Source organism: Pseudomonas canadensis (assembly GCF_000503215.1).
GTDB lineage: Bacteria > Pseudomonadota > Gammaproteobacteria > Pseudomonadales > Pseudomonadaceae > Aquipseudomonas > Aquipseudomonas canadensis.
Window position 1 is genome coordinate 541,699 of sequence record NZ_KI628539.1, and the last position, 25,387, is coordinate 567,085.

At 59.8% G+C, this 25,387-nt stretch carries 29 protein-coding genes and 1 pseudogene; 18 read left to right on the top strand and 12 right to left on the bottom strand.

Going from position 1 to position 25,387, the window contains the following annotated elements; genetic code table 11:
• The first annotated feature begins 115 nt into the window (after positions 1–115).
• From U367_RS0125265 to recX, 10 genes are all read left to right on the top strand, one after another.
• On the top strand, positions 116–688 hold the full coding sequence (locus tag U367_RS0125265; RefSeq protein ID WP_028619083.1) for a phage tail assembly protein: 573 nt from the start codon (positions 116–118) through the stop codon (positions 686–688).
• The gene (locus tag U367_RS1000000132545) at positions 685–810 is read left to right on the top strand and encodes a hypothetical protein (protein WP_032864524.1); all 126 of its coding nucleotides are present in this window, start codon (positions 685–687) and stop codon (positions 808–810) included. The genes U367_RS0125265 and U367_RS1000000132545 overlap by 4 nt, the downstream gene beginning before the upstream one ends.
• Before the next feature lie 5 nt (positions 811–815).
• Positions 816–1,970: a hypothetical protein gene (locus U367_RS0125275; RefSeq protein WP_028619084.1), complete on the top strand. Its 1,155-nt coding sequence runs from the start codon at positions 816–818 to the stop codon at positions 1,968–1,970.
• The gene (locus U367_RS0125280) at positions 1,970–2,353 is read left to right on the top strand and encodes a phage tail protein (protein ID WP_028619085.1); all 384 of its coding nucleotides are present in this window, start codon (positions 1,970–1,972) and stop codon (positions 2,351–2,353) included. Before U367_RS0125275 ends, U367_RS0125280 begins: the two co-directional genes overlap by 1 nt.
• Positions 2,346–2,558, top strand: coding sequence for a tail protein X (locus tag U367_RS0125285; protein ID WP_028619086.1), 213 nt, complete (start codon positions 2,346–2,348; stop codon positions 2,556–2,558). Before U367_RS0125280 ends, U367_RS0125285 begins: the two co-directional genes overlap by 8 nt.
• 9 nt (positions 2,559–2,567) lie before the next feature.
• Positions 2,568–3,575: a contractile injection system protein, VgrG/Pvc8 family gene (locus U367_RS0125290; RefSeq protein ID WP_028619087.1), complete on the top strand. Its 1,008-nt coding sequence runs from the start codon at positions 2,568–2,570 to the stop codon at positions 3,573–3,575.
• Between the two features lie 6 nt (positions 3,576–3,581).
• The gene (locus U367_RS0125295) at positions 3,582–4,139 is read left to right on the top strand and encodes a glycoside hydrolase family 19 protein (protein ID WP_028619088.1); all 558 of its coding nucleotides are present in this window, start codon (positions 3,582–3,584) and stop codon (positions 4,137–4,139) included.
• A 119-nt stretch (positions 4,140–4,258) separates the two neighbouring features.
• On the top strand, positions 4,259–4,759 hold the full coding sequence (locus U367_RS0125300) for a CinA family protein (protein WP_028619089.1): 501 nt from the start codon (positions 4,259–4,261) through the stop codon (positions 4,757–4,759).
• Between the two features lie 84 nt (positions 4,760–4,843).
• A complete protein-coding gene (gene recA / locus U367_RS0125305) occupies positions 4,844–5,902 on the top strand; it encodes a recombinase RecA (RefSeq protein WP_003189042.1) in 1,059 nt (352 codons plus the stop codon).
• Positions 5,903–5,910: 8 nt separating this feature from the next.
• Positions 5,911–6,378, top strand: a complete 468-nt coding sequence (recX, locus tag U367_RS0125310) for a recombination regulator RecX (protein ID WP_028619090.1) — start codon at positions 5,911–5,913, stop codon at positions 6,376–6,378.
• Between the two features lie 63 nt (positions 6,379–6,441).
• On the opposite strand, the gene U367_RS0125315 is transcribed toward recX, so the two are convergent.
• Both U367_RS0125315 and U367_RS0125320 read right to left on the bottom strand, forming a co-directional pair.
• The gene (locus U367_RS0125315; RefSeq protein ID WP_028619091.1) at positions 6,442–7,554 is read right to left on the bottom strand and encodes an LOG family protein; all 1,113 of its coding nucleotides are present in this window, start codon (positions 7,552–7,554) and stop codon (positions 6,442–6,444) included.
• A 272-nt stretch (positions 7,555–7,826) separates the two neighbouring features.
• Positions 7,827–8,261, bottom strand: a complete 435-nt coding sequence (locus U367_RS0125320; RefSeq protein ID WP_028619092.1) for a PA3611 family quorum-sensing-regulated virulence factor — start codon at positions 8,259–8,261, stop codon at positions 7,827–7,829.
• A 179-nt stretch (positions 8,262–8,440) separates the two neighbouring features.
• Here U367_RS0125320 and U367_RS0125325 point away from each other — a divergent pair, with 179 nt between their 5' ends.
• The 3 genes from U367_RS0125325 (at position 8,441) to U367_RS0125335 (ending at position 10,388) form a co-directional block, all read left to right on the top strand.
• Positions 8,441–9,160, top strand: coding sequence for a tRNA-uridine aminocarboxypropyltransferase (locus U367_RS0125325; RefSeq protein ID WP_028619093.1), 720 nt, complete (start codon positions 8,441–8,443; stop codon positions 9,158–9,160).
• Between the two features lie 139 nt (positions 9,161–9,299).
• Entirely contained in the window at positions 9,300–9,950 is a 651-nt protein-coding gene (erdR, locus tag U367_RS0125330; RefSeq protein ID WP_003189050.1) for a response regulator transcription factor ErdR, read from the top strand.
• Positions 9,951–10,025: 75 nt separating this feature from the next.
• Positions 10,026–10,388, top strand: coding sequence for a diacylglycerol kinase (locus U367_RS0125335; protein WP_003172176.1), 363 nt, complete (start codon positions 10,026–10,028; stop codon positions 10,386–10,388).
• A gap of 3 nt (positions 10,389–10,391) precedes the next feature.
• Here the strand turns inward: U367_RS0125335 and U367_RS0125340 are convergent, their stop codons facing one another.
• Positions 10,392–11,318 (bottom strand): LysR family transcriptional regulator, encoded by a 927-nt coding sequence (locus U367_RS0125340; protein WP_028619094.1) that lies wholly within the window; start codon positions 11,316–11,318, stop codon positions 10,392–10,394.
• Between the two features lie 124 nt (positions 11,319–11,442).
• Here U367_RS0125340 and fpr point away from each other — a divergent pair, with 124 nt between their 5' ends.
• Positions 11,443–12,222, top strand: a complete 780-nt coding sequence (gene fpr, locus U367_RS0125345) for a ferredoxin-NADP reductase (RefSeq protein WP_003189055.1) — start codon at positions 11,443–11,445, stop codon at positions 12,220–12,222.
• A gap of 139 nt (positions 12,223–12,361) precedes the next feature.
• Here the strand turns inward: fpr and tsaA are convergent, their stop codons facing one another.
• The 7 genes from tsaA to U367_RS0125380 all read right to left on the bottom strand — a co-directional run bounded on the left by tsaA (position 12,362) and on the right by U367_RS0125380 (position 17,138).
• Entirely contained in the window at positions 12,362–13,057 is a 696-nt protein-coding gene (gene tsaA / locus U367_RS0125350; protein WP_028619095.1) for a tRNA (N6-threonylcarbamoyladenosine(37)-N6)-methyltransferase TrmO, read from the bottom strand.
• A 3-nt stretch (positions 13,058–13,060) separates the two neighbouring features.
• Complete coding sequence (locus U367_RS0125355; RefSeq protein WP_016977930.1) at positions 13,061–13,522, bottom strand: YehS family protein; 462 nt, start codon at positions 13,520–13,522, stop codon at positions 13,061–13,063.
• A 69-nt stretch (positions 13,523–13,591) separates the two neighbouring features.
• The gene (locus tag U367_RS0125360; protein WP_028619096.1) at positions 13,592–14,302 is read right to left on the bottom strand and encodes an rRNA pseudouridine synthase; all 711 of its coding nucleotides are present in this window, start codon (positions 14,300–14,302) and stop codon (positions 13,592–13,594) included.
• A gap of 27 nt (positions 14,303–14,329) precedes the next feature.
• Positions 14,330–14,863 carry a GNAT family N-acetyltransferase gene (locus tag U367_RS01000000130295; protein WP_073860069.1) on the bottom strand — a complete coding sequence of 178 codons (534 nt, stop codon included), beginning with the start codon at positions 14,861–14,863 and terminating at the stop codon, positions 14,330–14,332.
• A 97-nt stretch (positions 14,864–14,960) separates the two neighbouring features.
• A complete protein-coding gene (gene rimO, locus U367_RS0125370) occupies positions 14,961–16,301 on the bottom strand; it encodes a 30S ribosomal protein S12 methylthiotransferase RimO (RefSeq protein WP_003231334.1) in 1,341 nt (446 codons plus the stop codon).
• Between the two features lie 181 nt (positions 16,302–16,482).
• Entirely contained in the window at positions 16,483–16,818 is a 336-nt protein-coding gene (locus tag U367_RS0125375) for an addiction module antidote protein (protein ID WP_032864527.1), read from the bottom strand.
• Positions 16,815–17,138: a type II toxin-antitoxin system RelE/ParE family toxin gene (locus U367_RS0125380; protein ID WP_028619098.1), complete on the bottom strand. Its 324-nt coding sequence runs from the start codon at positions 17,136–17,138 to the stop codon at positions 16,815–16,817. The genes U367_RS0125375 and U367_RS0125380 overlap by 4 nt, the downstream gene beginning before the upstream one ends.
• A 412-nt stretch (positions 17,139–17,550) precedes the next feature.
• Between U367_RS0125380 and U367_RS0125385 the strand changes: the two genes are divergently transcribed.
• The 4 genes and pseudogenes from U367_RS0125385 (at position 17,551) to U367_RS0125400 (ending at position 21,487) form a co-directional block, all read left to right on the top strand.
• Entirely contained in the window at positions 17,551–19,452 is a 1,902-nt protein-coding gene (locus tag U367_RS0125385) for a potassium transporter Kup (RefSeq protein ID WP_028619099.1), read from the top strand.
• Positions 19,453–19,578: 126 nt separating this feature from the next.
• Entirely contained in the window at positions 19,579–20,685 is a 1,107-nt protein-coding gene (locus tag U367_RS0125390; protein ID WP_028619100.1) for an NADH:flavin oxidoreductase/NADH oxidase, read from the top strand.
• Positions 20,686–20,810: 125 nt separating this feature from the next.
• A pseudogene (locus tag U367_RS01000000130300) lies at positions 20,811–21,107 on the top strand (GNAT family N-acetyltransferase); the annotation flags it as partial.
• Positions 21,108–21,301: 194 nt separating this feature from the next.
• Complete coding sequence (locus U367_RS0125400; protein ID WP_028619101.1) at positions 21,302–21,487, top strand: hypothetical protein; 186 nt, start codon at positions 21,302–21,304, stop codon at positions 21,485–21,487.
• Between the two features lie 41 nt (positions 21,488–21,528).
• Here U367_RS0125400 and U367_RS0125405 read toward each other — a convergent pair whose 3' ends face one another.
• Positions 21,529–23,154, bottom strand: coding sequence for a glucan biosynthesis protein D (locus tag U367_RS0125405; protein ID WP_028619102.1), 1,626 nt, complete (start codon positions 23,152–23,154; stop codon positions 21,529–21,531).
• Between the two features lie 296 nt (positions 23,155–23,450).
• The gene (locus U367_RS0125410) at positions 23,451–25,313 is read right to left on the bottom strand and encodes an NAD(P)-binding protein (protein WP_028619103.1); all 1,863 of its coding nucleotides are present in this window, start codon (positions 25,311–25,313) and stop codon (positions 23,451–23,453) included.
• Positions 25,314–25,387 lie beyond the last annotated feature (74 nt).

A 25,387-nucleotide genomic window follows, 5' to 3' on the forward strand; every position in this document is an offset into this window, starting at 1 on the left:
GTAGGAGCTGGCTTGCCAGCGATCGCATCACCTCGGTTCACCCGACAAACCCAGTCGCCTGCATCGCCGGCAGCCGGCTCCTACACGTCTCCCTTTCATTTCAAGGAATTGCCCCATGGCCTGGATGCCACCGCTGCACCGCCTGCTCTCGCCGATCACCGCCGATACCGGAGCGACGATTGAGCAGGTTCAACTCAAGCCGCTGTACTACGCCGCGCAAAAAGATGCGCTGGCCCGGGCCGGTGAGGACGAGGACGACCAGTTCTTCGAACTGGCGAAACTCGCCACCGGTCTGTCGGAAAAAGAGCTCGACCAACTCAAGCGCCCGGACTACGTGACCATCGCCCAATACGTACATGAGATGTCGACACGTCCTGCGTCGTTCTTCCTCGATAAACAAGCGGAATCGACTCACGAACAGCCCATCCAACTGCTGCAGCCTCTCGACGCTGCCGGCCGTATCTTCGCCGAGTTGTCCCTGGAAATGCCCGCCCTGCGCGCCACCAAGGTGATGAAAAAGCTCGCCACCAACAAAGAGCGCGCCGAGTTCATCACCGCTCATTGCAGCGGCTTGATGATCCCCGATCTTGCCCATCTCACCGTACCTGACTGGACCGAACTACAGGAGCGCATCGACGATTTTTTAAATCAACCGGCGGACTTCTTTCGCAACGCGACATCGACGTGATCCTCGATGTGGTGCCGCTGGTTTACTCGGTCAGTGAGGCGGAGATCCTGGATTGGGATGCCGCAAAAGCATTGCGCCGCTACGACATCGCGATCACTCGCCTTGGCGTTAAACAGGAGTAAGCGGGATGCAAGAGACTAAATATGGGATCCGGCTTGCCCAGGAGGATTTCCGCTGGATGATCGGCGACGCGGACCTTGGCAATGTGCTGGCACCGTTTTCCGCAAGCGCCGGGGCACCCGTAAGCCTGGAGGCGGCCTCGCAGCCGCAGTGGGCGTTGAACGCTACGTTGGCCACACTCAGTGTGGATATCAACGCCTTGACCCAGGAACAAGTACGACTGCGCGAGACGTTGGAGACGCTCAACACTACGTTGTTCATCACCAGCGACGCTCTGGTGCCCAAGGCAGCTGATGTTGCCGCGAGCGCGCCGAAGGATGAACACAAGGAGCCTGCTGATGGTGCGGTGATGAGCACGATCAAGGCGGCTGGAAGCGAATTGTTGGACGCGCTGAAAAGCAAGATCGCAGAAAAAGCGATTGATTTGGTCATCGACACGGCTGCAAAGAAATACAAAGGTCGCAAAAAAATCGGCGGGCGCAGTGCTGGAATAAGCGGCCTGGTCGAACGAGGCCGGCAATTATTGGGCGGCTCGTCAGCGGGCTTTCAGGTAGGGGCGACTTCGCAAGGCTTTCAGTCCTTTACCGCGGCGAGCACCGCAACGCCAGCGGCCACTCGGCCAGACATTCCGGCGGGTGCCTTGACCGATGCTTTCACCAAACTCGAATCCGTCGGCATTCGGCGGCTTGCACCCTTGAGAACCGCTGAAGCCACCTTGGGCGTGATCCAGGGTGTACGCGACGGTGACGTCAAGGCCGTCGGCGCCGGCCTCAGCACGGCAGGTGGTGCCTGGGCCGGAGCCTCTGCCGGAGCAGCCATAGGCACGCTGATTTTCCCCGGTGTCGGTACGGCTGTCGGCGGCGCGATCGGTGGCTTGCTGGGCAGTGAAGCGGGTGCTTGGCTCGGTGAGAAGTTGTTCGGGCCAAGCGACCGCCTCGCCGCGCCCGCCGATGTCAGCAAGCAATTGAACAACGCCCAGGCTGACAACCGTCAACTTACATTCGCCCCGCAAATCACCATCAATGCACCCGAGCAGGCCAGCTATCAGCAACTGGCGGCGCTAGTGGTGCAACAGATTGAAGCCCAATTCACGCCGTTGCCGATGGACAGCCTGCTGGCGACGCGACGCGATTCGGCGCTGACCGATACAGGAGTGGCGTGATGCGACAGCAGATGGCATTGGGCACGTTTATTTTTGGGCTATCTCGTGGCTTTGCCTACGACACCCTTGACCGTGCGAGCAGTGGTGGCTGGGTCAGCCTGGAGATCATTGCCGGCAAACCCAAATCCAGCCAGGTCGGCCAGGCGCTCGAAACCCTCACCTTTGGTGGTAAGGCCGCACGGGCGCAGGGCATGGCGCGGCTGGAGGAATTGCGTGCGCTGCAAACCCTTCGTGTGCCGTTGCCTCTGGTCGACGGCGTTGGCCTTAGTTGGGGGCTGTGGACCATCAAATCGGTGGACGAAAAACAGTCCAGCGTCATCGATGACGGCACGGCGATGGTGATCAATTGGGTCGTGGTGCTGGAGGAATTCGTCAATGCGTAGGGTGAGAAGTATTGCGGGGGATTCGGTGAACCTGTTGCTCTACCGCGAGCTGGGTCGCTGTGACGATGCGGCCGAGGAAGTGCTATGGCGCTTGAACCCGCAGTTAGCCGAGCAGGGCGCAGTATTGCCGGCCGGCGTCAGCATCATTGTGCCCGAGCTAACGGTACAACCGATTGCCAAGCAGCCGGTTTCGGCCTGGGACTAAGGAGTCACCATGACACTTGGATTTACACCGGTGGTGGAAATTTACGGCGCCAATGCCGCGCTGCTCAATGAGCGGTTATTGGAATGGGAGCACACCGATTTGGCGGGGTTTGCGTCCGATCAGTTGAAGCTGACCCTCGACATCGAAGGCCTTGAAGGGTTACCCAGCCTGGGCGGTCAGATCGGCCTGCGCGTCGGCTACCTGGAATCCGGCCTGGTGGATAAAGGGCGGTTCAAGATCACTCAGCGTACGCCATCGCTGTTTCCGCTGCGCGTGGTGCTGGTGGCAACAGCCGCACCTTTTGACGAGCCTGAGTTCAAGAAGCGACGAACCGCCAGCCACGGGCCGATCAGCCTGGGGGCGCTGTTTCGTCAATTGACCACGCGCTACGGCTTCTCGCCCCGTGTGGCGCACGATTTGGAAGATGAGCAGATCCAGCATATCGACCAGACCAATGAAAGTGACATGGCGTTTTTGACGCGGTTGGCCAAGCGATTCGACGCGGTGGCCAAACCCGTCGACGAGCTGTATGTGCTGGGCCGTAAAGGGCAGATCAAATCGCTGTCGGGCAAGGTTTTGCCGGATGTGCAGTTGTCGATCACCCGCGACAACCGTCCGGGGGATCGTGCGTTTATTTCCGCCAGCTTCACTGAATCCAGCCGAGCGACCTACTCCGGCGCGCAAGCGAGCTGGTGGGACGCAGCCGCCGGCAAACAGCACGTGATGGAAGTGGGTATCGCGCCGTTCAAGGTGATGACGCAGCGCTACCAGAGCGAGGCGGAAGCCAGGACTGCCGCTGAGGGCGAGATGCGCCGAGTGGGGCGTGAAGGGTTGCAGGTCAATGTGATTTGCCCCGGAAACCCGTTGTTCGGCGCCGAAGGGTTGCTGCTGTTGGACGAGTCTTGGCCTGGCTTTATGCAGGGGCGTTGGTCGATCAAGAGTGTGATTGCCAGTGGCAAGCGCAAAGAGAGCTACCGATGTGCAATCAAGGCCAGTGGTTTGTCCCCGGCCGAGTGAGGAACCATGTTGATAACACTGTCTCAACTGCTTCAAATCCTGCCGGGAGCCCGCCTTGGCGCGGGCGTTTTTTTGCCTGCGCTGAACACGGCCATGGCCAGGTTTGAGATCGGTCAACCCAAACGCATCGCTGCGTTTCTAGCTCAAGTCGGTCATGAGTCCGGCGAGTTGCGCTACGTGCGTGAACTGGGCAGTGATGCCTATTTGAGCAAGTACGACACCGGCGCATTGGCCGTGCGCCTGGGTAACACGCCCGAAGCGGACGGCGACGGCCAGAAGTATCGGGGCAGGGGGCTGATCCAGATTACCGGTCGCCGCAACTACCTGGCCTGTAGCCAGGCACTGTTTGGCGATGAGCGTTTGTTGCGGGAACCGACATTGCTGGAGCAGCCGCAATGGGCGGCCGAGTCGGCGGCCTGGTTCTGGCAAAGCAATGGCCTGAATGAACTGGCCGACAAGGATCAGTTCACCACCATCACCCGGCGTATCAACGGCGGGCTCAATGGGCTGGAGGATCGCTTGCAGCTGTGGGCGCGGGCGAAGGCGGCGTTTTGCGTTTCTTAAACGTGTGAGAACTGTACAGACGTGCCTTCGCCCGTTTGCGTCTTGAGACAGTCCGTCACTTGCGCGTGCGATTGGCTCCTGTAGGGTAGGCAAAACCCCGCCCACGTCTGGAGACGACCGTGAAGGAAATCACTCAACTGGCTGCTGAACTAGGGCGCCGTTTGCAGGTGCTCAATGCCCACGTCACCACTGCCGAGTCCTGCACCGGCGGCGGAATCGCGGAAGCCATCACGCGGATCCCGGGAAGTTCGGCCTGGTTTGAGGCGGGGTATGTCACCTATTCCAACCGCCAGAAGTCCCGGCAGTTGAATGTGCCGGAAACGTTGTTTCCAAAAGTGGGTGCCGTCAGCCAGGAAGTGGTGGAGGCGATGGTCCGCGGTGCACAGGAAAAAAGCCTGGCGCGCTTTGCCGTGGCGGTCAGTGGTGTAGCGGGACCGGATGGCGGCTCGCCGGACAAACCGGTGGGCACGGTATGGCTGGCTTTCGGCGTCGGCGATGAGGTCACGGCCGAGCTTGAGCACTTCGCCGGCAACCGCGACGAGGTCCGCCGACAAACGGTAAAGGCCGCGCTAGAGGGCTTGTTGCGACGAGCTGCAGCAGAAATAGAAAATCAGGGGTAGGCGATCTCCGATCTTTGTGGAACAATACTGTCTACTTATACAGGTGTTGGCCGCCCCGGCCTTATTGATTACGTGAGGACTTTAATGGACGACAACAAGAAGAAAGCCTTGGCTGCGGCCCTGGGTCAGATCGAACGTCAATTCGGCAAGGGTGCCGTAATGCGTATGGGCGATCACGACCGTCAGGCGATCCCGGCTATTTCCACGGGCTCTCTGGGTCTGGACATCGCGCTCGGCATTGGCGGCCTGCCAAAAGGCCGTATCGTTGAAATCTACGGTCCTGAATCTTCCGGTAAAACCACCCTGACCCTGTCGGTGATTGCCCAAGCGCAGAAAATGGGCGCCACCTGTGCGTTCGTCGACGCCGAGCACGCCCTGGACCCTGAGTACGCCGGCAAATTGGGCGTCAACGTTGACGACCTGCTGGTTTCCCAGCCGGACACCGGTGAGCAAGCCCTGGAAATCACCGACATGCTGGTGCGCTCCAACGCCATCGACGTGATCGTGGTCGACTCCGTGGCCGCCCTGGTGCCCAAGGCTGAAATCGAAGGCGAAATGGGTGACATGCACGTGGGCCTGCAAGCCCGTCTGATGTCCCAGGCGCTGCGTAAAATCACCGGTAACATCAAGAACGCCAACTGCCTGGTGATCTTCATCAACCAGATCCGTATGAAGATCGGCGTGATGTTCGGCAGCCCGGAAACCACCACCGGTGGTAACGCGCTGAAGTTCTACGCTTCGGTCCGTTTGGACATCCGCCGTACCGGCGCGGTGAAAGAAGGTGACGAGGTTGTAGGTAGTGAAACCCGCGTTAAAGTCGTGAAGAACAAAGTGGCCCCGCCTTTCCGCCAGGCCGAGTTCCAGATTCTCTACGGCAAGGGCATCTACCTGAACGGCGAGATGATCGACCTGGGTGTGCTGCACGGTTTCGTCGAGAAATCCGGTGCATGGTATGCCTACAACGGCAGCAAAATTGGCCAAGGCAAGGCCAACTCGGCCAAGTTCCTGGCAGACAACCCGGATATCGCTGCCACGCTTGAAAAGCAGATCCGCGACAAGCTGCTGACTGCCGCTCCAGACGTGAAAGCTGCCGCCAATCGCGAGCCGGTTGAAGAAGTGGAAGAAGCTGACACCGACATCTGAAGCACACAATGACAGTTGTACTGGATACACTCGTCGCCGTTCGGCGCACTGCAATGGACCTGCTCGCTCGCCGCGAGCATGGTCGAGTCGAGCTGACGCGTAAATTGCGTCAGCGCGGCGCAGAGCCCGAGATGATCGAAACCGCCCTCGACCGCCTGACGGAAGAGGGGCTGCTTTCCGAAGCCAGATACCTCGAAAGTTTTATCTCCTACCGAGCCCGCTCCGGCTACGGCCCGGCGCGTATTCGCGAAGAGCTGAGCCAGCGTGGCCTGCAACGCGCTGATATCGATCTTGCCCTGCGCGAGTGCGGGATCAGTTGGCAGGCGCAGTTGGAGGACACCTGGCGGCGCAAGTTCTCTGGTCATCTTCCGATTGATGCCAGGGAACGAGCAAAGCAGGGACGATTCCTCAGCTATCGCGGGTTTTCGATGGAGATGATCAGCCGCTTGTTGAGCGGCCGGGACATCGATGATTGAGCTTCTGAACAAACAAAAGACCCACTATGAAAATAGTGGGTCTTTTTTTTTGCCCTCAAAAAATCACGCCGGCTCCGGCGCCACCCGCTGTTGCGCCTTGCCCTGGGCCTGTGCCCAGTTCTCCGGTAAGTTGATGTAATCCACCAACTGCCGCAGTCGACCCTGGTCGCGCCCGTTGAAGTTGAACACCAGTCGCGTCAAATGACTGAACCTCGGCTCATCATGTTCCTCGCCGGTATACGCGAGCTGTCGGAACTCTCCACTCAGTCGCAGGCTGGCGAACTCGCCTTGCAAATGGGCCAATGCCTGTTCACTGAGCGGGTGATTCATGCGCACCACAAACTCGCGTTTCAGCCAGCGGGTGGAGTGGAAGTTGGCATAAAACTGGTTGATCTCTTCCACCGCCTCTTCGGCGCTGTACACCAGGCGTATCAGCTTGAGGTCGGTGGGCAGAATGTAGCGGTTGGCTTCCAACTGGCTGCGGATGAAGTCCAGGGCACCCTGCCAGAACCCGCCACCTGGCGCATCCAGCAGCACTACCGGGACCAGCGGGCTCTTACCGGTCTGAATCAGCGTCAGCACTTCCAGCGCTTCATCCAGGGTGCCGAAACCGCCTGGGCACAACACCAGGGCATCGGCTTCCTTGACGAAGAACAACTTGCGGGTAAAGAAGAAGTGGAAGGACAGCAGATTCTCAGTCCCATCGATGGTTGGGTTGGCATGCTGTTCAAACGGCAGGGTGATGTTGAACCCCAGGCTGTGTTCCAGGCCCGCGCCTTCGTGGGCGGCGGCCATGATGCCGCCACCGCCGCCGGTGATCACCATCAGGTCCGAACGCGCCAGTGCCGCGCCGACTTCACGGGCCAGTGCATACAGGGGGCTTTCCACCGGGGTGCGTGCCGAGCCGAACACCGTCACCTTGCGGCGGCCCTTGAACTGTTCGAGCACGCGGAAGGCATTGTCCAGCTCGCGGATGGCTTGCAGGGTGATCTTGGCGTTCCAGCGGTTGCGGTCGTCCTGGGCCATGCGCAGCACGGTGAGGATCATGTCGCGATACAGGGGGATATTCGGGCTGTTGGGGGCGATCAGCTGGAGTTGTGCGTCGACCTGCTGGGTGAGGTCGGTGCCGTGTTCTTCGAAATGTCGGAGCAGGCGGTCATTCGGTTCGTAAGGCATTCAACTTCTCCTTCTTGCAGGGCACCTTCGCCGGAGGCTACGACACTGCTTGTGTCGCTGTTTGCGCGGGGGCAACCTTCTTTTGCCCTGAAAATGTTACAGAACAGCATGAAAAACGCTGTGTATGAATGGGCGGGATGATTTGATCATGGGCCGGAAAACCCTTGGCTGGCAACCACTTATTGATCGCTCAGTACGGAGTCTAGCTGCCTGGGAGGCGTTGAAGCGGGGGAGTACGCGCCACCGGACGGCAGCGCGCGAAGGTCAAACCGTTACTTTTTCTTTTTTGTCGGTGCCGGGCAATCCGCTTCCACGAACTTCACCGAGGCCACAGGGCGGTTGGTCTTGTTCTCGGTGATTTCGTAACGCATCACCGCGCCTTTGGCCATCAGCTCACGGTAACCCTTGTTCAGGCATACGCTCTGGCCGAGTTGGAAATACACCGCCTTGGGATTGGCGCGCATCTGTTCGGCGCGGTCGGGCAAGACGCTCAGGTGATCGATCAGTTGCATGCCTTCAACGGTGTAGGCCACTTCCAGGGTCTTTTCGTCGATTTCCCGGGGTAGATCTTTGTTGCTCTCAGCCGCGACGCTTTGCAGCTTCCGGTTCATTTGGGCCTCCAGCAGCGAGGCCGCCTGGGCGCACACGGGCAATACCAGCGCGAGGGCGACGGATGGGGCGACAAGGCGCAGCATGGAACGCAGCATGAAACTCTCCTGATTCGGTTACTGGTGCATAGACCAGCCACTGCGCTGTGCGTTCAGTGGCGCGCAATTATAGGTGAGCCCTTGCCACTACAGCCAGGCGTATCGCTGGTAAACTGCCGCCACCTCAGCCGTCCACGAGTTTTCACCGTGTCGATTTACCCGTCCCACCGGCGCATCCGATGAGCCACGCCGTGTCCCGCCTGCGCACCCAGCGCCTGGCCCGTGCCGTCCGTCCGTTCCTCAATCGTGGTTCGCGTGCCGAGCGTTGTCCCGGCTGCCGTGTCATTCCTGAGTACTGCTTGTGTGCCTGGCGACCAAAAGTCGCCGCCACCTCAGCGATGTGCCTGCTGATGCATGACGTGGAACCCATGAAACCCAGCAATACCGGCTGGCTGATCGCCGATGTGATTGATGACACCACGGCGTTCGCCTGGTCGCGCACTGAAGTCGATCCTGAACTGCTGACCTTGCTGGCCGACCCGCAGTGGCAACCCTACATTGTGTTCCCCGGCGAATTCGTCGCGCCGCAGCGTGTTGTCAGCGAAGTGAAGGTGGAGGAGGGCAAGCGCCCACTGTTCATCCTGCTGGACGGCACCTGGAGTGAAGCGCGCAAGATGTTCCGCAAAAGCCCCTACCTGGAGCATTTGCCGGTGCTCAGCCTGGCGCCCGAGCAGCTATCGCGCTACAAACTGCGTCGTTCCAAACGCGATGATCATTTTTGCACCGCCGAGGTCGCCGCGCTGTGTCTGGAACTGGCCGATGATCGGATGGCCAGTGAAGTCCTGGATGCCTACCTGGATGTCTTCAGTACTCATTACCTGGCCGCCAAGTTCCAGATGCCTCTGGATCCGGCGGACACAGTTCATGCGCGTCTTGCTCCCTATATTCCGAAGGTGTAACCAGACGACGTTTGCATGATGGCACCACGAACCCGCAACCCGCTAAAATGCCCACGGGCGTAGCGCTTGACCCTCCAGGCTACGCTGGGCATGCTGGGCGCCGATCAGGGCACCCCTAAAAAACAGGATCATTTAATCAATGGCCACATACGAAATCCTGATAGCCGATGACCACCCGTTGTTTCGCAGTGCGCTGCACCAAGCCGTGACATTGGGCCTTGGGCCGGACGTCCGCCTGGTCGAAGTGGCCAGTATTGCCGAGCTGGAAGCCCGCCTCACCGAAAAATCCGACTGGGACCTGGTGCTGCTCGACCTGAACATGCCCGGTGCCTACGGTTTCTCAGGTTTGGTGTTGTTGCGCGGTCAATACCCGCAGATTCCCGTGGTGATGGTCTCGGCCCAGGAAGAAGCCGACGTGGTGGTGCGCTCCAAGGAGTTTGGCGCCAGCGGTTTCATTCCCAAGTCCAGTGCGATGGAAGATATCCAGAAGGCTGTACGCACCGTGCTGGATGGTGATGTGTCCTGGCCGCCGCAAGCGTTTGAAGAAATCAACGTGTCCGACGAAGCCAAGGCCGCCCGTGATGGTCTTGCCAGCCTGACACCGCAGCAGTTCCGGGTGCTGACCATGGTCTGCGAAGGCTTGTTGAACAAACAGATTGCCTACGAGCTGAGCGTATCGGAGGCGACGATCAAGGCCCACGTTACAGCGATCTTCCGCAAGCTGGGCGTGCGTACGCGCACCCAGGCGGCGCTGCTCTTGCAACAACTTGAGTCAATTTCGCAGCATTAAGCGGCTACCGATTCACGCTTTTTTGACTTTGCGTGATCTAGTTTCCCCACTCCTTTAGTTCAGTTGCCAACGTCTATGTCGCCTTTCAAGGGTCAAACCGGTATCAAACGTATCTTCAATGCTGGGGGTTATTCGCTGGATGGCCTGCGCGCGGCGTTCACTGGCGAGGCAGCGTTCCGCCAGTTGGTGTTGCTTAACGTGATCCTGATCCCGTTGAGCTTTTTCCTGAATGTCAGCCGGGTCGAGCGTGCCTTGCTCATTGCTGTCTGCCTGCTGGCGTTGATCGTCGAATTGCTTAACTCGGCAGTGGAAGCGGCGATCGACCGCATTTCCCTGGACCGCCACCCGCTGTCGAAAAACGCCAAGGACATGGGCAGCGCCGCGCAGTTCGTCGCACTGACCATGATCACCCTGGTCTGGGCCGTGATTCTGATCTAACCCTTAGGCAATGCTCGGCAGCACGATCTCGTCGCTGCGCTGAACCCCGGCGGTGAAGGCGCGGCATAGTTCCAGGAACTCGCGCATTGCCGAGGTCTGGTACTTCTGTTTATGCCAGATGAAGTAGAACTGCCGGGCCAGGTCCAGGTCCGGGGTTTCCACCGGCACCAGGCTGCCACGCCGGAATGCGTCGCGTAGCGCCAGCCGCGAAATGCAGCCAATCCCCAATCCTGACTCCACCGCGCGTTTGATCGCCTCAGTGTGCTCCAGCTCAAGGCGGATATTCAGCGCGCTACGGTGATGGCGCATGGCTTGGTCAAATGTCAGGCGAGTACCTGAGCCCTGTTCCCGCAGGATCCACGCCTCTTGGGTCAACTCATCCATGGTTGCCATGCCACGTTTGGCCAGGTGATGCTGCGGCGCGCAAAACACCACCAGTTCATCCTCCACCCAGGTTTGCACCTCGATATCCGGGTGGCTGCAGTCGCCTTCGATTAGACCCAGGTCAATTTCGTAGTGCGCCACCTGGTGCACGATATGCGCAGTGTTCTGCACATGCAGCTTCACCTGGCTCTCGGGGTGTTGCTGCATGAAGCTGCCGATCAACAGGGTCGCCAGGTAATTACCAATGGTGAGGGTGGCGCCCACCGCCAGGGAACCGAAGCCGGACTTGCCGTTGAGCAGGTCCTCGATCTCCTTGGCCTGGTCGAGCAGCGCAACCGCCTGGGGCAATAGCTGATGACCGAGGGCGTTGAGGCTCAGGCGTTTGCCCGCGCGGTCGAATAATTGGCAGCTGGATTGGCGCTCCAGCTCGGTGATCGAGGTGCTGGCGGCGGATTGAGATAAGGCCAGAAGGCCAGCAGCGCGCGAGACGCTTTCCTGCTGGGCGACGGCAACGAAGACTTGCAGTTGACGGAGAGTAAATCGCATATCGATATAACCGATAACCCTTATCTTAATAATCCAGTTAACAGATATTGTCGCCGCCATTAGAATGCTGTGCAATTGCGCATCCCATCTTTGGCGCAGACCCATTTCCAGGAGTCCCCCGTACATGAGCAACATGAACCACGAGCGTGTCCTCAGTGTTCATCACTGGAACGACACTCTGTTCAGCTTCAAGTGCACCCGCGATCCGGGCCTGCGCTTCGAGAACGGTCAGTTCGTGATGATCGGCCTGCAACAGCCCAACGGCCGCCCGCTCATGCGCGCTTACTCCATTGCCAGCCCGAACTGGGAAGAGCATCTGGAGTTTTTCAGTATCAAGGTCCCGGATGGCCCGCTGACTTCCCAATTGCAGCACTTGAAGGAAGGCGACGAGATCATCATCAGCAAAAAACCGACAGGCACCTTGGTGCTTGACGATTTGAAGCCGGGCAAACACCTGTACCTGCTCAGCACCGGTACTGGCCTGGCTCCGTTCATGAGCGTAATCCAGGACCCGGAAACCTACGAGCGCTTTGAAAAAGTGATCCTGTGCCACGGCGTGCGTTACGTCAACGAAGTCGCCTACCGCGAATTCATCACCGAGCACCTGCCGCAGAACGAATTCTTCGGCGAGGCCTTGCGTGACAAGTTGATCTACTACCCGACCGTGACCCGTGAGCCTTTCGAAAACGAAGGTCGCCTGACCGACCTGATGCGCAGCGGCAAGCTGTTCAGCGACATCGGCCTGCCGCCGATCAACCCCGAGGATGACCGCGCCATGCTGTGCGGCAGCCCAAGCATGCTGGACGAAACCAGCGAAGTGTTGAACAGCTTCGGCCTGAAAGTTTCCCCACGGATGCGTGAGCCGGGTGATTACTTGATCGAGCGTGCGTTCGTCGAGAAGTAATGCTGGGTCAGTAACAACACAGATCTAAAAAATGTGGGAGCGGGCTTGCTCGCGAAAGCGGAGTGTCAGTCGACAGAGTTATTGACTGATACACCGCTTTCGCGAGCAAGCCCGCTCCCACATTTTGTTTCCGGTTTATTCAGTGAGCTGGGAGTACTTCCAGTACACAAATCACCCCAGGCTCGGGATAGTGCCAACGCACATCCACATCCCAGAACTGCGCGCCATATTCCCGCTCTGGCCCCGGCGTCTGATACGCCGGCCGTGGATCCTGTGCCAGGCACTGATCAATCAGTTCCACCAGTGGCTCGCCCAGGCGCTGAGCGTGGCCTTGTGCCTGCTGCAGCGCTGTCTTGAGCCATTGCACCGGAATCAGCTGTGGCGCGGCGCTGGCGATGTCGTTGGTCGCCGTGTCGACCACGTCGGCATACGGCACATACGGCTTGATATCCAGCACCGGCGTGCCATCGAGCAGATCAATCCCGGAAATCCACAGCCGTCCTGGCTCCACTTTTTCCAGCTTGACCACTGACTGGCCGATGCCGTTGGGTCGGTGGGTGGCGCGGGTGGCAAACACGCCCATGGACGTGTTGCCACCCAGGCGCGGCGGGCGCACTTTCAGGCGTGGCTTGTCTTCCAGCGCCTGGTGGAACAGGAACAGCAACCACACGTGGCTGACCTGCTCCAGGCCTTGTACGGCTTCGCCACCGTCGAACGGCGCCATCAGTTCCAGCACGCCACGGGCGGCAGGTGCCAACTGAGGTTGGCGTGGGATGGCGAACTTCTCCTTGAAACAGGAGCGCACGAAGCCGACGGGCGAGACGTTGTAACTCATGGCTTACGCACGAACTCGCAGCGTCAGGCCCTTGAGGAAGTTGCGCAGCAACTGGTCGCCGCACGGGCGATAGTTGGTGTGGCCGAACTTGCGGAACAGCGCGCTCAGCTCAGGCTTGGACACCGGGAACTCGGCGGCCTTGAGGATGGCGTGCATGTCATCTTCCTTCAGTTCGAAGGCCACGCGCAGCTTCTTGAGGATGATGTTGTTGGTCACCGGGGTCTCGATCGGCTGCGGCGGACGGCTTTCGTCCTTACCGCGCTTGAAGATCACCAAGCCGTCGAGGAAGTGCGCCATGACGTCATCCGGGCAGAACACGAAGCCTTCTTCCTCATCTTTCTTGAGGTAGGTCAGCAGGTCGTCCTTGGTTACGTCCATGCCGCCGAGCTTGATGATCTCGACCATCTTGTTGTCGCTGATGTCGAGCATGTAGCGCACGCTGCGCAGTACGTCATTGTGAATCATGGTGGGCAATCCTGGTATTCAACTGAGGACACCGCGCAAAAGAGGCGGTGTCGGGAAAAGGGCGGCGGCTTAGAACTTTTCTTTGCCGGACAGGTAACGCCATTGGCCAACCGGCACCTTGCCGATGGACACGCCGCCGATGCGGATACGACGAATGGCGATGACTTTGAGGCCAACCGCTTCACAGAACAGCGCGATCACGCCTGGCTGCGGGTTTTTCATCGCAAAACGCAGGCGGTTTTCGTTCTGCCAGCTGGCTTTGACCGCCGGCAGCTCTTTGCCTTTGTAGGTCAGGCCGTGGTTCAGGCGATTGAGGCCGTGGGCAACCATGTCGCCTTCGACTTCCACCACGTATTCCTGCTCGATCTTGGCGGCATCGGCGGTCAACTTGCGCAGAATCTTCCAGTCCTGGGTAAACACCAGCAGGCCGCTGGCCTTGGCTTGCAGGTCGGCGCTGGCGGTCAGGCGCAGGAAGTGGCCCTTGAGCGGGCGTTTGCCGAAGCGGTGTTCTTCCGAGAGGGTATCGGCGCTGATCGACGCCATGGCCGCCTCGGCATCCACGCCGGCCGGGGCGTGCAGCAGGATGGTCACCGGCTCGGGCGCGGTGGCCTTGGCGTCCGGGTCGAGTTCCACCTTCTGGGTGGTGACCTTGAACTGCGGTTCGTCGATCACTTCACCGTCCACCGAGACCCAGCCGCCTTCGATGAACAGCTCAGCCTCCCGACGGGAGCAACCGACCAGTTCGATAAGGCGTTTGGAGAGGCGTATAGGGTCAGTCATGACAAGGGCCGTAGCAAAAGGGGGCGGCTATTGTACCTGTGTGGGCGCGGTTAATCCCGGCCCCATTTCAGTGCTGTGGCTTTTTGTGGGATCCGACAAGCCAGCTCCCACAGAAGAGCGCAAACGCATGTGCAGCAACGGATACGGTTGGCCCAGCCCATCGTGCTCCGTGCGTCCGATCACCTCGAAGCCTTGCTTGAGGTAAAAGCCGAGTGCCTGGGGATTTTGCTCGTTCACTTCCAGCTCGTCGGCGTTCAAATGCTCGACCGCATAACGCAGCAGTTGCCGGCCAAGGCCCTGGCCCCGGTGCTGCGGGTCGATAAACAGCATCTCGACCTTGCCAGCGGCGACACCGGCAAACCCGGTGATGCGTTGGTGCGGGTCTTTGGTGCAAATCAGCATCACCGTGTCCAGGTAATGAGTCAGCACCAGGTTGCGCAGGCGTTCGATATAGCTGTCCGGCAAAAAATCGTGGGTGGCCCGCACCGAGGACTCCCAGATTTCAGTCAGTTTTTGATAATCGCTGGTTTTAGGTGTGTGGATAACCGAATGCCGACGCATGCCCGCTGCCCCTGCCGATGATTGGCGATGAGCAAACGATAGACCTAAAAAAGCCCCACATCTTGATCAAATGCAGGGCTTTTTGGTGTGTTGCCGATCAGTCGCGCTTTTCAGCCCACAGGTCGTATTCGTCGGCATCGGTCACGGTGCACCAGACCTTGTCGCCTGGCTTCAAACCGCTGGCATCGTCGATAAACACGTTACCGTCGATTTCCGGCGCATCGAAGAAGCAACGGCCGACCGCGCCTTGTTCGTCGACTTCGTCGATCAGCACTTCGATTTCCTTGCCGATGCGCAGTTGCAGGCGCGCCGAGCTGATGGCCTGCTGGTGCGCCATGAAACGCTCCCAGCGGTCTTGCTTGACGTCGTCCGGCACCACGGCCAGGTCCAGCAGGTTGGCTGGGGCACCTTCCACCGGCGAATACTGGAAGCAGCCGACGCGGTCCAGTTGGGCTTCGGTCAGCCAGTCCAGCAGGTACTGGAAGTCTTCTTCGGTTTCGCCGGGGAAGCCGACGATGAAGGTCGAACGGATGATCAGCTCCGGGCAGATTTCACGCCAGTTCTTGATACGCGCCAGGGTCTTGTCTTCGAAGGCCGGGCGTTTCATGGCCTTGAGCACTTTCGGGCTGGCATGCTGGAACGGGATGTCCAAGTACGGCAGGATCTTGCCGGCGGCCATCAGCGGGATCAACTCGTCCACGTGCGGGTACGGGTAGACGTAGTGCAGGCGTACCCACACACCCAGGCTGCTCAAGGCTTCGCAGAGTTCGGTCATGCGGGTTTTCACCGGCGCGCCGTTCCAGAAACCCGTGCGGTATTTCACGTCGACGCCGTAGGCGCTGGTGTCCTGGGAGATCACCAGCAACTCTTTGACGCCGGACTTGACCAGGCGCTGGGCCTCGTCGAGTACGTCACCGACCGGACGGCTGACCAGCTTGCCGCGCATCGACGGGATGATGCAAAAGCTGCAGCTGTGGTTGCAGCCTTCGGAAATCTTCAGGTACGCGTAGTGGCGCGGGGTCAGCTTGATGCCTTGCGGTGGCACCAGGTCGATCAGCGGGTTGTGGTCCTGGCGCGGCGGTACCACTTCGTGCACGGCGTTGACCACCTGCTCGTATTGCTGCGGACCGGTCACCGCCAGCACGCTCGGGTGCACATTGCGGATATTGCCTTCTTCCACGCCCATGCAGCCGGTCACGATGACCTTGCCGTTTTCCTTGATCGCTTCGCCGATCACTTCCAGGGATTCCGCCTTGGCCGAGTCGATGAAGCCGCAGGTGTTGACCACCACCACGTCGGCGTCCTGGTACGTGGACACAACGTCATAGCCTTCCATACGCAGTTGCGTGAGGATGCGCTCGGAGTCGACCAGAGCCTTCGGGCAACCCAGGGAAACAAAGCCAACCTTGGGGTTGGCTTTTGCGATGGTGGTGGACATGTCTAACCTCGGTATTGAATGACGCCGCCAGTCGGGCACGACAAGGCTGCGGACGGGCGCTTGGTGCGCCTCTGATCAAAAAGTGCGCAATTCTAGCGACGGGCAGCGCACTTGACCAGCTTTATGCAGGGAAATGCGACGAGTGCTTCTTTGCGCTATCCAAGCAGCCCTTGTCACACTCTTAGGCCCGGACGTCCTGCTCTGTACGGTGCGCTACAACTTTAGACATGCCTACCCCTAAAGCCTGAAGTACTTTCAGGAGAGTGGAGAGCTTAGGGTCACCGCCGACGGCGATGGATCGGTAGAGGTTGGCTCTATTGAGCCCCGTGTTTTGCGACAGACTTAGCATTCCGCCACGAGCTTCTGCCACTCGACGGATAGCAACGAGGAAGGCGTCCTCTCCACCCGCTTCGTCGATTTCCTCAAGCGCGACAGATAGATAGTCGAGTGCAAATGCTTCGTCGTCTCGGAGCATTTCAAGAACGCTGTCTTCGTGAGAGAGCGTACGAATGGTCATTTTTGCTGCACCTTGTAAGATTTCCAGAGAGCTTTGGCCTGATCGATGTCGTTCTGCTGTCTGGCCTTTGAGCCACCACCCAATAGGAAAACAATTTTTCGATCCTGGATCGCGTAATACACGCGAAACCCAGGTCCGAAGTCGAGCTTCATCTCAAAGACCCCTTCACCCACAGGTTCGGTAGCACCAAAGTGACCGAGGGACGCTCGGTCTACTCTGGTGGTGATTCTTGCTTTTGAGCGCGTGTCCTGCACGGTATCTAGCCAGGCTTGGTATATATCCACGCCGCTGACTGAGAGTACGTGTTTCACTTCGTACATGAGGACTGTACCTTAAAAGAGACAGGGCGATGATTGAGTTTCTGTATCGACTGGGCGTGCCATGCAGGCGCAGGATTTATCGTTCAGGTAGGCCGGCCAGGGAGCTCTCGCTTGCGCCATCGAGGATGCACTGCGCAGGCGGGCCGAATATACGATTGACCGTAGATGGGATCAATGCAGGCAAAAAGGCTCCAAAATGCCCTGTTACCTATGCCCGGTTGCCCAAAAACCCACCCAAATCACTTGAACAGCGAAATGCGACGAGTGCTGCGCTATGCTTCGCGCCGTTGCGCGAAGGTAAAGTCCTAAGGTCAACAAAACGTCTGTTACGAGAAGTAAAACAGCGCATGCTAGGGTCAGCTTAGACGCGTTGTTAATAAAAGACCGCAGGTCAAAAGGGCAGGAGTGGTTGATGGGTCACGCGAGTAGTCAGGCAGCAGGTGCCGAGCATTCAAACGCCAAGCCGATTGGCATGCTGGTGGCAGCGGTCGGGGTGGTTTACGGCGATATCGGGACCAGCCCGCTCTACACCCTTAAAGAGGTGTTCAACGGCGGTTATGGGGTTCAGGTCAATCATGACGGCGTGCTGGGGATCCTGGCGCTGATCTTCTGGTCGCTGATCTGGGTGGTGTCGATCAAGTACATGTTGTTCGTGCTGCGTGCCGACAACCAGGGTGAGGGCGGCATCATGGCGCTCACGGCACTGGCACGACGGGCGGCGGGGGAGCGCAAGAAGTTGCGTAGCTTCCTCGTGGTGTGTGGCCTGTGCGGCGCGGCGCTGTTCTACGGCGACAGCATGATCACCCCGGCGATTTCCGTATTGTCCGCGGTCGAGGGCCTGGAACTGGCCTTCGACGGCCTGGAAAAATGGGTCGTGCCCATCGCCTTGGTGGTGCTGGTGGCGCTGTTCCTGATCCAGAAACATGGCACCGACCACATCGGCAAGCTTTTCGGGCCGGTGATGGTGACCTGGTTCCTGGTACTGGGCGGCCTGGGTGTGTATGGCATCACCCTGCACCCTGAAGTGCTCAGTGCGATGAACCCGATGTGGGCGGTGCGCTTCTTTGAGGCGCATCCCGGCATTGGCGTGGCCATTCTCGGCGCGGTGGTGCTGGCACTGACCGGCGCCGAAGCACTGTATGCCGACATGGGTCACTTCGGCCGCAAACCCATCGCCCGCGCCTGGTTCATGCTGGTGCTGCCGGCGCTGGTGCTCAATTATTTCGGCCAGGGCGCCATGCTGCTCGGTGATCCGGAAGCCGCGCGCAACCCGTTTTACCTGCTGGCGCCGAGCTGGGCGCTGATCCCTCTTGTGGTGTTGTCTACCCTGGCCACGGTGATTGCCTCCCAGGCAGTGATTTCCGGTGCGTTCTCGTTGACACGCCAGGCGATCCAGCTGGGCTACATCCCGCGCATGCACATTCAGCACACTTCAAGCGCCGAGCAGGGCCAGATTTACATCGGCGCGGTGAACTGGTCGCTGATGGTTGGCGTAATCCTGCTGGTGCTGGGCTTTGAGTCGTCCAACGCACTGGCATCGGCCTACGGCGTGGCGGTGACGGGCACCATGTTGATGACCACCATCCTGGTGTCGGCGGTGATGCTGCTGCTGTGGAAATGGCCGCCGATTCTGGCTGTTCCTGTCCTGGTTTGCTGCCTGTTGGTGGACGGTCTTTACTTCGCCGCCAACGTGCCGAAGATCATCCAGGGCGGTGCCTTCCCGGTACTGGCGGGGATCGTGCTGTTCGTGCTGATGACCACGTGGAAGCGCGGCAAGCAATTGCTGGTGGAACGTCTCGACGAAGGTGGCCTGCCGTTGCCGATCTTCATCAGCAGTATCCGCGTTCAGCCGCCTCATCGCGTGCAGGGCACCGCCGTGTTCCTCACCGCGCGCCCGGACGCCGTGCCCCACGCGCTGTTGCACAACCTGCTACACAACCAGGTATTGCATGAGCAAGTGGTGTTGCTGACGGTGGTCTACGAGGACATTCCCCGCGTACCGGCTGCACGGCGGTTCGAGGTGGATGCCTACGGCGAAGGCTTCTTCCGAGTGATCCTGCACTTCGGTTTCACCGATGAGCCAGATGTGCCGGAGGCGCTGAAGTTGTGCCATCTGGATGACCTGGACTTCAGCCCGATGCGCACCACCTACTTCCTCAGTCGCGAAACGGTCATCGCCTCGCGGATCAAGGGCATGGCCCGTTGGCGCGAAGCTTTGTTCGCCTTTATGTTGAAGAACGCCAACGGCAACCTGCGCTTCTTCAAACTCCCGGTAAACCGGGTGATCGAGCTGGGCACCCAGGTCGAAATGTAAGCTTTTGCAATACGGGGGCCGGCAATCGGTCCCCGCTTTTCCTTCTGAACCCTGTGCAATCCAGCGTTGTCGACTAGGCTCTAAGCACTGTTTGAATAGTGCCCACAGAACCAGAAGAGGTGCGCCATGAGTCAACTGCTCGAACCCTATACCCTCCGTCAATTGACCCTGCTCAACCGCATCGCCGTGTCGCCCATGTGCCAATACTCAAGCGACGACGGCTTGGCCAATGACTGGCACCTGGTGCACCTTGGCAGCCGCGCCGTCGGTGGCGCCGGGCTGATTTTCACCGAAGCCACCGCCGTGACTGCCGATGGCCGCATCACCGCCCAGGACCTGGGCCTGTGGAACGACGCACAAATCGAACCGCTGCAACGTATTACTCGTTTTATCGCGGCCCAAGGCGCGGTGGCCGGCATTCAACTGGCCCACGCCGGGCGCAAGGCCAGCACTCACCGGCCTTGGATCGGCAAGCACGGCAGCGTCAAACCGGAGGATGGCGGCTGGACGCCGGTAGGGCCATCGCCGATTGCCTTCGACCCTCAGCACACCCAGCCCAAGCCGCTGGACGAAGGGCAGATCCAGCAAGTGATCGCCGATTTTGTTGCCGCCGCAAAGCGCGCGTTGACCGCAGGCTTCGAAGTGGTGGAAATACACGCGGCCCATGGTTACCTGTTGCATCAATTTCTCTCACCGATCAGCAATCAGCGTCAGGATCAGTACGGCGGCTCGTTCGAAAACCGCATCCGTCTGGTGCTGCAAGTGACCCAGGCCGTGCGTGATGTCTGGCCCCAGGAATTACCGCTGTTTGTGCGGGTGTCGGCCACCGATTGGGTGGAAGACGGCTGGAACCCCGATGAAACCGTGGAGCTGGCGCGTCGCCTGAAGGACCTGGGGGTGGACCTGATCGACGTCTCCTCCGGTGGCACCGCCGCCAACGCCGAGATCCCTACCGGCCCCGGTTACCAGACGCGCTTCGCCGAGCGCGTGCGCAAAGAGTCGGGCATGGCCACCGGCACCGTTGGCATGATCACCGAGCCGGCCCAGGCTGAGCACATCTTGCGCACCTGCCAGGCCGATATCATCTTCCTGGCCCGTGAGCTGTTGCGTGATCCGTACTGGCCGTTGCATGCCGACGATGACCTGGGCGGACGCAAGGCCATCTGGCCAGCTCAGTATCAGCGCGCCACGCACCGGGACCAGCCGATTCATGAGTCGGACCTGCGTGACTGAGCCTGGCTGAGCGGTCGATGAAACCCACCCTGACCCGGTGGGTTTTTTCTTGCTCGCATTTGACGCAAGCCTGATCCTGGGTCGCCTAAAAGGAGGAGGCCATCATGCTGTTGGAACGTGCGTTAACTGACAATCGCCCCCTCCATAACCAAACGTTGCGTATGCGCCAACTGAAGTTCCTGCACGTCAGCCATGCGGCGCGCGGCTTGGGGCTGGGAGGGCGTTTGTTCGCGCTGGCCTGTGAGCACGGCCGCCAAACCGGAGCGGATGCGTTGTACATCTCGGCCACGGAATCGCGCAATACCGTGGACTTTTACCTACGCCAAGGCTGCCGGTTGCTGCAGCAACCTGATCCAGAACTGTTTGCAAAAGAGCCCAATGACATTCATCTCTACCGACCGTTAGGTGAGAAAGGACTGTAGGTCTTGGTTACCGGAGCAAATATTTAAGTGATTACTCTAAAAAAGTCCCACGCTGAGCAATAAGGTTTCTACGCTTAGGGTAAGCCTGATTTCTGGCCCAGGAAGTCAGTCGGTTTGCCCAGTGAGGCATTGCGCTTCGTGGGAGGCGGTTAGGGGCAACGGGAGTATTTGATGGATATCAGGAGAAGCAGTCCATGGCCAAGTCCTATGGTGTAGCGGGGGTGGTGGTGTCGTTTCTGGCCCGCAGGGTGTTTTTGCGTGGCCGAAGGCTGAGTTCGGATGAACTGGAATTACTGGCGCAGTACCGCGCCCTGACCGAGAACGATCAGGTAGCGATGCGCTATTTGATTGGGGCGATGAAGAGTGTGTCGCGGTTCTGAGCACCTGTAGGCGCTGGCAAGCCAGCGCCTACAGGGGGCGATCAAGTGTACTTGCGCTGGTCCGGAGCCGGCGGGAAGTACTGGTACAACCAGGTTTCACTCAAGGTGCGGTCCTGGGTGCGGATGAACAGGCGCAGCTCCACCGGCTCCACGCTGTCGCTGGTCGGGTACCAGTCAAACAGGATGCGGTAGCCCTTGATGTTATCCAGTACCAGCACGCTGAAATCCTTGACCTGGCCATGGGAGCAAGTCACCACCGGCTCGATCCCGGTGCCCTGTGGAAGGCGATCCAGGCCGCCGCCCTTGAAGTCTACGGCAAAACGGCGCGCCCACACGGGTGGGTAGTGCTCGCCCGGTGCCCAGCCCTCGGTAAAGCCACCCATGCCTGAACGGGTCGCGTCGACTTGGGCTAGCGGTGTGCTCACCGGTGGCAGGGCGCTCCAGTACAGCTTGTAGCCGTAGTTGAGCGAGTCGCCAGCCGCCACGGGTTTTTTCGGGGTCCAGAAGGCCACGATGTTATCCAGGGTCTCACCGGTTGTAGGAATTTCCAGCAAATCGATAGAGCCCTCGCCCCACGCAGTGGTTGGTTCCACCCACAGGCTCGGGCGCTTGCTGTACCAGTCCACCGTGTCTTGGTAGCTGGCGAACTCATGGTCGGTCTGCACCAAGCCGAAGCCTTTCGGGTCTTTATCGGCGAACGCGTTGAATTGCAGCTTGGCCGGGTTGTTCAGCGGGCGGCAGATCCACTCGCCGTTGCCGCGCCACATGGCCAGGCGGTCCGAATCGTGGATCTGCGGGTGGATGGTGTCGCACATACGGCGTTCGTGAGTGCCGCAGCTGAACATGCTGGTCATCGGCGCGATGCCCAGTTGTTCGATAGTGGTACGCGCGTTGATGTGTGCGTCGATCGCCATCACCACCTGGTTGGCCTGGCAGTCGATATCGAAGCGGTAGGCACCGGTGGCGCTCGGGGAGTCGAGCAGGGCGTAGACCACGAAGCGGGTGGCGTTCTTGTCCGGGGTTTCAAACCAGAACTGCGTGAAGTCGGGGAACTCCTCGCGCTTTTTCGCGTAGGTGTCGATGGCCAGGCCACGGGCCGAGAGGCCGTACTGCCCGGTGCTGTCCACTGCGCGGAAGTAGCTGGCGCCGAGGAATGACAGTACGTCATGGCGGTCCAGCTCCGGCGCCTTGAACAGCTTGAAGCCGGAAAAACCCAGGTCACCGGTCAATTGCTTGGTATCGACCGTGGTCTTTTCATAGTTGAACAGCGATGGGCGGAAATGCACTTCGCGCGCTTCGCGGGTCTTGGGGTCGACACTGTGCATGCGCACCGGCGTCTTGAAGCCCATGCCGACGTGGAAGAACTGCACGTCCAATTGACCATTCAATTCCTTCCACAGCGAATGGTTGCCGTCGTAGCCGATGGCGTTGAAATTCTGCGGGGTCATGGTCGCCAGTGTCGGCGGCAGCACCTGTTTGGTGTCCTTGTAAGCGGTCCCGGCGAGTTGTTTGGCCTGGGCCTTGAGCGAGTCGAAATCGAACGCCACGGCCTTGCCATCAGCAGCACGGTTCCCGGCCCAGGCCTGGGCGGCGAGCAGGCCGCTGGCCGACAAACCGGTGTAAGCCGCAATGGCCATGGACGCTTTGAGCAAATTCCTGCGGTGCATAGAGACAACCTGTCGTGAGCAAATCCCGCGCCGTTCCTGGCACGTAGCGGATCAGAAATTACGGTTCGGACATGCCTTCGGCCAAACACAACGGACATTAAACAGACGCCGGATAGCTTAAGCGGTTCGATGACGTAGGAAAATTGATTGATAGCGACGTGATGGCCTAGCAAATGCGACAAGACATTTCCGACTCACAAAAATCCCCTGTAGGAGCCGGCTTGCCGGCGATGGCGTCCGAGAGAACGCTGCAAGGCTCATGGGCCTCATCGCCGGCAAGCCGGCTCCTACAAGGGTCAGGCGATTTCGCCTACGGCGCGATACGCCTCATCAATCGCCGCATGCGCATACGCACTCCACGCCGCGTCCGAGTTGGCGATGCTCACATGCCCCACCGGCTTTTTCGCCAGGTTCATCCACGCCTCGCTCTGGTCCGCATCGTCGAACAAGCTGTTGGAGAAGCTCGCATAACCGTGTGACCAGCGGTTGACAGTGATCGCCAGAATGTCGGTCTCATGGTTAAAACCGCCCGGCCCGAGCATGCGTTGCAACTGGTCACGCAACTGCGCTTCCAGTTGCTCGAACGTCTGCCCATAGAGCTTGCCCCGCCCGGCGCGGGCCTGGTCGCGGGCGTTCATGCCGCTGTTGGGGCTGGTGGGTACATAGACCATGTGCAAGCCGATTGGCTGCGCCGGGTCGCGCGGGTGGTCGTAGCCGCCCATGCTTACCGGATAGTCCAGTTTGATGCGGCTGTAAGGTTGGGTCGCCGCGTAGATTTCATGCACGCCCAACTTCTGGAACGACTGCCAATTGCGGATCACCACCTTGGTGTACACCAGCGGGTACTTCACGTTCTGGCTGAGCGCTTGGGCCTGGGGCGCCGGCAAATCCTTCAACAGGTAGGGGATCATCATGTTGTAGCAGGCCAGGATGCAGCGTTTGCCGCGCACCTGTGCGAGTTGTCCGCCACGGCTATAGCCGATATGCACGCGGTTGCCAACGTTACGCACGCTGACCGCCGTGCTGTTCAAGCGCAGCCGTACGGCTGCCTTGGGCTGGTCGAGCTTGGCGTAGTCGAACGCCGCCAGCACGATATCGTCCATGGTGTGCCCTGGTGCCACGCCCGGGATCAAGCTGCGCACCAGCAACCGCGCGACCGAGGCATTGCCATCCGGGAAGTGGTAGATGTAGGGCTCTTCCATTTCCGCTGCCGCTTCTTCGCTGATCGGCGCCAGGTTCATCCCGGCAAAACCTGGGAAACCCACGCTATAAGCGTCAGCAGCAGCTACCGCATCGATGCTCAACGCCATGAAGTCATTGGTGCGGCTCTGGAAGTACTTCACCGCACCTTCCGATAATCCTACGTTCTTGAGCAGGAAATCGCGGTAGCTGGTAGCCGCCAGGTAGTCGGCCTTTTCTTCGGCCGTCTTGCCCGGCAGGTAATCCTTGGGCGCGGTGTGCAGTTCGATCAGGGCCAGGCGGTCTGCCGCTGGCAAGGGGAAGTCATTGATGAAGTCGCGGATGGCGCGGGCATTCAACTGGTCCGGTGCAATATCGTCGGCCACCATCGGCGTCGGGTCACCGGTCACCAGTTTGTCTTCGCCGAAGTTTTCCTTGTCGAAGAACACCCCGCGTGACAGCCCAAGGCCTGGGTAGAATTGGCGGTCGAAGGCGGTTTCGAAGCGCTTGATGTTCACCCCGAGCTTTTTCAACAGCCCGTTCACTTCCTTGCTGTACAGGTGATTGGGCGACTGGAATGCTTCGCTACCGCCGTAGCCGATGATCATGCGGCCACCGGCCTGGAATTCATTGCGCTTGGCGTGGCCGCCAAAGTCGTCGTGGTTTTCCAGGATCAGGATCTTCGCCTTGGGGTGCTTCTCGCGGTAGAACCACGCCGCCGACAAACCACTCAAGCCGCCGCCCACGACCACCAGGTCGTAGTCCTCAGTGATTGGCAGTGTGTCGGTGTCGAACACCTTCTTTTCCCAGCCCATCTGGTGCGCCACTTCGAACGAGCCGGCATGGCTGCCGCGCAGGCCGGTGAGGGCGGGTGGGTAGTAACGGCCATCGGGGGCGGCTTGCAGGATTTGCAGTGGGGTCATGCCGGCGGCGATGGTGACAGCGACGCCGTTGAGGAAGTCGCGGCGGGTGATATCCATGGGGAGGAACCTAAATTTTATTGTTATAAGACCCCTGTAGGAGTCGGCAAGCCGGCTCCTACAGGGGTGGCGCT